At 58.7% G+C, this 5,733-nt stretch carries 3 rRNA genes; all 3 read left to right on the top strand.

Features of this window, described 5'->3' with window-relative positions:
* Nucleotides 1-289 precede the first annotated feature (289 nt).
* Nucleotides 290-1,812, top strand: a 16S ribosomal RNA gene (locus CLV30_RS25745).
* Nucleotides 1,813-2,269: 457 nt separating this feature from the next.
* Nucleotides 2,270-5,392: ribosomal RNA gene (locus CLV30_RS25740) — 23S ribosomal RNA — on the top strand.
* 214 nt (nt 5,393-5,606) lie between these two features.
* Nucleotides 5,607-5,725: ribosomal RNA gene (gene rrf / locus CLV30_RS25735) — 5S ribosomal RNA — on the top strand.
* Together the 16S, 23S and 5S rRNA genes form the textbook arrangement of a ribosomal RNA operon.
* Nucleotides 5,726-5,733 lie beyond the last annotated feature (8 nt).

Genomic DNA, 5,733 nt, shown 5'->3' with positions numbered 1-5,733 from the left:
GAACGTCCCATCTGATGCTCTTGGCGGGGTTGTGGTGGGTGCGTCCGATTCTTGAGAACTCAACAGCGTGCCAAATGATTGTCGATGCCAATTGTTTGTGTCCTCGTTCTGCGGGGGTGGACTGGCTCTTGTTTTGGGGTTGGTTTGTCTTCGTGGTTTGGGGTTCCTTTGGTTGAGCAGCATGCCTCTTACCTGGGGGTGTGTTGTTTTGCTGGGGTTTTTGTTCTTTGTTTTGGTTGATGGTTCTGCTGTGGCCCTTGTTGGGTTGTGGTGGGGTTGTCTATATGCCTTGATGGAGAGTTTGATCCTGGCTCAGGACGAACGCTGGCGGCGTGCTTAACACATGCAAGTCGAGCGGAAAGGCCCTTCGGGGTACTCGAGCGGCGAACGGGTGAGTAACACGTGGGTAACCTGCCCTCAGCTTCGGGATAAGCCCGGGAAACTGGGTCTAATACCGGATGGGACGCATGACCGCATGGTCTGTGCGTGGAAAGATTTATCGGCTGGGGATGGACTCGCGGCCTATCAGTTTGTTGGTGGGGTAGTGGCCTACCAAGGCGAAGACGGGTAGCCGGCCTGAGAGGGTGACCGGCCACACTGGGACTGAGACACGGCCCAGACTCCTACGGGAGGCAGCAGTGGGGAATATTGCGCAATGGGCGGAAGCCTGACGCAGCAACGCCGCGTGAGGGATGACGGCCTTCGGGTTGTAAACCTCTTTCAGCGCTGACGAAGCTTTTTGTGACGGTAGGCGCAGAAGAAGCACCGGCTAACTACGTGCCAGCAGCCGCGGTAATACGTAGGGTGCGAGCGTTGTCCGGAATTATTGGGCGTAAAGGGCTCGTAGGCGGCTTGTCGCGTCTGCTGTGAAAGCCCGGGGCTTAACCCCGGGTCTGCAGTGGATACGGGCAGGCTAGAGTCCGGCAGGGGAGACTGGAATTCCTGGTGTAGCGGTGGAATGCGCAGATATCAGGAGGAACACCGGTGGCGAAGGCGGGTCTCTGGGCCGGTACTGACGCTGAGGAGCGAAAGCGTGGGGAGCGAACAGGATTAGATACCCTGGTAGTCCACGCCGTAAACGTTGGGCGCTAGGTGTGGGTTCCCTTCCACGGGATCCGTGCCGTAGCTAACGCATTAAGCGCCCCGCCTGGGGAGTACGGCCGCAAGGCTAAAACTCAAAGGAATTGACGGGGGCCCGCACAAGCGGCGGAGCATGCGGATTAATTCGATGCAACGCGAAGAACCTTACCTGGGTTTGACATACACGGTGCACCGGCAGAGATGTCGGGTCCTTTTGGGTCGTGTACAGGTGGTGCATGGCTGTCGTCAGCTCGTGTCGTGAGATGTTGGGTTAAGTCCCGCAACGAGCGCAACCCTTGTCCTATGTTGCCAGCACGTGATGGTGGGGACTCATAGGAGACTGCCGGGGTCAACTCGGAGGAAGGTGGGGATGACGTCAAGTCATCATGCCCCTTATGTCCAGGGCTTCACGCATGCTACAATGGCCGGTACAGTGGGTTGCGATGCCGTGAGGTGGAGCGAATCCCTAAAAGCCGGTCTCAGTTCGGATCGGGGTCTGCAACTCGACCCCGTGAAGTTGGAGTCGCTAGTAATCGCAGATCAGCAACGCTGCGGTGAATACGTTCCCGGGCCTTGTACACACCGCCCGTCACGTCATGAAAGTCGGTAACACCCGAAGCCGGTGGCCTAACCCCCTTTGTGGGGAGGGAGCTGTCGAAGGTGGGACTGGCGATTAGGACGAAGTCGTAACAAGGTAGCCGTACCGGAAGGTGCGGCTGGATCACCTCCTTTCTAAGGAGCTTTCTTGCTCCGGGCTCTGGCTGGCCCCCCTGTTTTTGTTGTGTTCCTGGTGCGTCCGGGGGCCTGTGTGGGGGTTGGTTGGTTGTTCTGGGGTTGGTGCCATGCCACTGGCGAGTGTCTGGTGGGTGGTTGCTCATGGGTGGAACGTCGGCAAGTTGGCTGCTGCATGGTTGTGTGGTTGTGCGCGTGTTGTGCGTGTGCGGCTGTGGGACTGGTGTGGTGGTCGGGATTTTGGTGCGCTGTTGGGTCCTGAGGGATCGGGCGGGCCGCTGTGGCTTGAGACGGGGTTTCTTGTCTTGGGTTGTGGTGGTGTGCTGGTTTCCTTTTCGGGGGCTGGTCTGCTCTGTACCGGCTGCACGCGTGTGTGTGTGGTGTCTGGCGGGGGTTTGGGCTGGTTCTGGCCGTTGCTTGAGAACTGTACAGTGGACGCGAGCATCTTCATCTTTGTGGTCAAGTTATTAAGGGCACATGGTGGATGCCTTGGCACCAGGAGCCGATGAAGGACGTGGGAGCCTGCGATAATCCCTGGCGAGCTGGCAACCGAGCTACGACCCGGGGGTGTCCGAATGGGGAAACCCGGCGGCAGTTATGTGTCGTCACCGTCACCTGAATGTATAGGGTGGTCGGAGGGAACGCGGGGAAGTGAAACATCTCAGTACCCGCAGGAAGAGAAGACAAGAGTGATTCCGTGAGTAGTGGTGAGCGAAAGCGGATGAGGCTAAACCGTGCATGTGTTCAACCCGGCAGGGTTTGCGTGTGCGGGGTTGTGGGGTTGTGTGTGCTGGTTCTGCCGGACCGGCGCGGAGTAAGAAATCGTTGTTGAAGTCGAAGGGCTTGAAAGGTCTGGCGTAGAGGGTGTGACCCCCGTAGACGTAAGACTGCGACTCCGTTGCATGATTCCCGAGTAGCACGGGGCCCGAGAAATCCTGTGTGAATCTGGCGGGACCACCCGTCAAGCCTAAATACTCCCTGGTGACCGATAGCGGATCAGTACCGTGAGGGAATGGTGAAAAGTACCCCGGGAGGGGAGTGAAAGAGTACCTGAAACCATGTGCCTATAAGCCGTCGGAGCGTGCGCCCTTTTGGGTGTGTGTGACGGCGTGCCTTTTGAAGAATGAGCCTGCGAGTTAGTGGTGTGTGGCGAGGTTAACCCGTGTGGGGTAGCCGTAGCGAAAGCGAGTCTGAATAGGGCGTTTGAGTCGCATGCTCTAGACCCGAAGCGGAGTGATCTACCCATGGGCAGGGTGAAGCGGAGGTAAGACTTCGTGGAGGCCCGAACCGACCTACGTTGAAAAGTGGGCGGATGACCTGTGGGTAGGGGTGAAAGGCCAATCAAACTCCGTGATAGCTGGTTCTCCCCGAAATGCATTTAGGTGCAGCGTCACGTGGTTCTTCTCGGAGGTAGAGCTACTGGATGGCTGATGGGCCCTACAAGGTTACTGACGTCAGCCAAACTCCGAATGCCGGGAAGTTGAGCGTGGCAGTGAGACTGCGGGGGATAAGCTTCGTAGTCGAGAGGGAAACAGCCCAGATCACCAGCTAAGGCCCCTAAGCGTGTGCTAAGTGGAAAAGGATGTGGAGTTGCAAAGACAACCAGGAGGTTGGCTTAGAAGCAGCCATCCTTGAAAGAGTGCGTAATAGCCCACTGGTCAAGTGATTCCGCGCCGATAATGTAGCGGGGCTCAAGTACACCGCCGAAGCTGTGGCAGCCGCATGTGTAGCTTAGCCGCCCACTGTTTGTGGGTGGTTCAGGTGTGTGGCTGGGTAGGGGAGCGTCGTGTGGCGTGTGAAGCGGCGGGGTGACCCAGTCGTGGACGCCACACGAGTGAGAATGCAGGCATGAGTAGCGAAAGACGGGTGAGAAACCCGTCCGCCGTATGACCAAGGGTTCCAGGGCCAGGTTAATCCGCCCTGGGTAAGTCGGGACCTAAGGCGAGGCCGACAGGCGTAGTCGATGGACAACGGGTTGATATTCCCGTACCGGCAGTGGCGCGACCATGCTGAGCCCGGTGATGCTAACCACCCGAACCTGCGCATGTCCTTCGGGACGTGTCGTGGGGGAGCGTGGGACCCGAACCGGTAGTAGGCAAGCGATGGGGTGACGCAGGAAGGTAGCCCAACCCGGGCGATGGTTGTCCCGGGGTAACAGTGCAGGACCGTGGTAGGGAAATCCGCCACAGTAGTGTCCGAGGCTGGATGCCGAGCCGATTGCGGCGAAGTGGGTGAGCCTATGCTGTCGAGAAAAGCCTCTAGTGAGTTCCACGGCCGCCCGTACCCCAAACCGACACAGGTGGTCAGGTAGAGCATACCGAGGCGATCGAGTGAACCGTGGTTAAGGAACTCGGCAAAATGCCCCCGTAACTTCGGGAGAAGGGGGGCCGGATTCGTGAACGGACTTGCTCCGGGAGCGTTGAAGGCCGCAGAGACCAGGGGAAAGCGACTGTTTATTAAAAACACAGGTCCGTGCGAAGAAGCAATTCGATGTATACGGACTGACGCCTGCCCGGTGCTGGAACGTTAAGGGGACGAGTTAGCTCTTCGGGGCGAAGCTCAGAACTTAAGCGCCAGTAAACGGCGGTGGTAACTATAACCATCCTAAGGTAGCGAAATTCCTTGTCGGGTAAGTTCCGACCTGCACGAATGGCGTAACGACTTTCCCGCTGTCTCAACCACGGGCTCGGCGAAATTGCACTACGAGTAAAGATGCTCGTTACCCGCAGCAGGACGGAAAGACCCCGGGACCTTTACTATAGCTTGGTATTGGTGTTCGGTTCGGCTTGTGTAGGATAGGTGGGAGACGGTGAAGCCACAACGCCAGTTGTGGTGGAGTCAACGTTGAAATACCACTCTGGTCGTACTGGATATCTAACCTCGGTCCGTGATCCGGATCAGGGACAGTGCCTGGTGGGTAGTTTAACTGGGGCGGTTGCCTCCCAAAGAGTAACGGAGGCGCCCAAAGGTTCCCTCAGCCTGGTTGGCAATCAGGTGGCGAGTGCAAGTGCACAAGGGAGCTTGACTGTGAGACAGGCATGTCGAGCAGGTGCGAAAGCAGGGACTAGTGATCCGGCAGTGGCTTGTGGAAGCGCTGTCGCTCAACGGATAAAAGGTACCCCGGGGATAACAGGCTGATCCTGCCCAAGAGTCCATATCGACGGCATGGTTTGGCACCTCGATGTCGGCTCGTCGCATCCTGGGGCCGTAGCAGGTCCCAAGGGTTGGGCTGTTCGCCCATTAAAGCGGTACGCGAGCTGGGTTTAGAACGTCGTGAGACAGTTCGGTCCCTATCCGCTGCGGGCGCAGGAGACTTGAGAAGGGCTGTCCCTAGTACGAGAGGACCGGGACGGACGAACCTCTGGTGTGCCAGTTGTTCCGCCAGGAGCACGGCTGGTTGGCTACGTTCGGAAGGGATAACCGCTGAAAGCATCTAAGCGGGAAGCCCGCTTCAAGATGAGGTCTCCCACAGGGTCGACCTGGTAAGGCCCCCAGCTAGACGACTGGGTTGATAGGCCGGACGTGGAAGCGCAGCAATGCGTGGAGCTGACCGGTACTAATAGGCCGAGGACTTGACCACACACATCCACCCCCGCCGGGTTTCTTCCGGTCGCGCCACGCGCGACACCAAAGGAACACCAAGAGCGGGGCACACGGGTACACCAAGCTGCGCGCGTCCACTGTACGGTTCCCGGGCCACGGACACACCACCCCCACCACACCAACGGTGGGGGCGGCCCCCAAGGACACACACGCACGCGGTGTGTCCACACGTGATAACCCGATAGAGACGTCCCGGCGGTCATAGCGAAGCGGGAAACGCCCGGCCTCCATTCCGAACCCGGAAGCTAAGCCCTTCAGCGCCGATGGTACTGCCCTGGAAACGGGGTGGGAGAGTAGGTCACCGCCGGAACACACCTG

Source organism: Haloactinopolyspora alba (assembly GCF_003014555.1).
Lineage (GTDB): Bacteria > Actinomycetota > Actinomycetes > Jiangellales > Jiangellaceae > Haloactinopolyspora > Haloactinopolyspora alba.
Note: the sequence above shows the minus strand (reverse complement) of the source record. Positions and strands in the feature narration are given on the sequence as shown.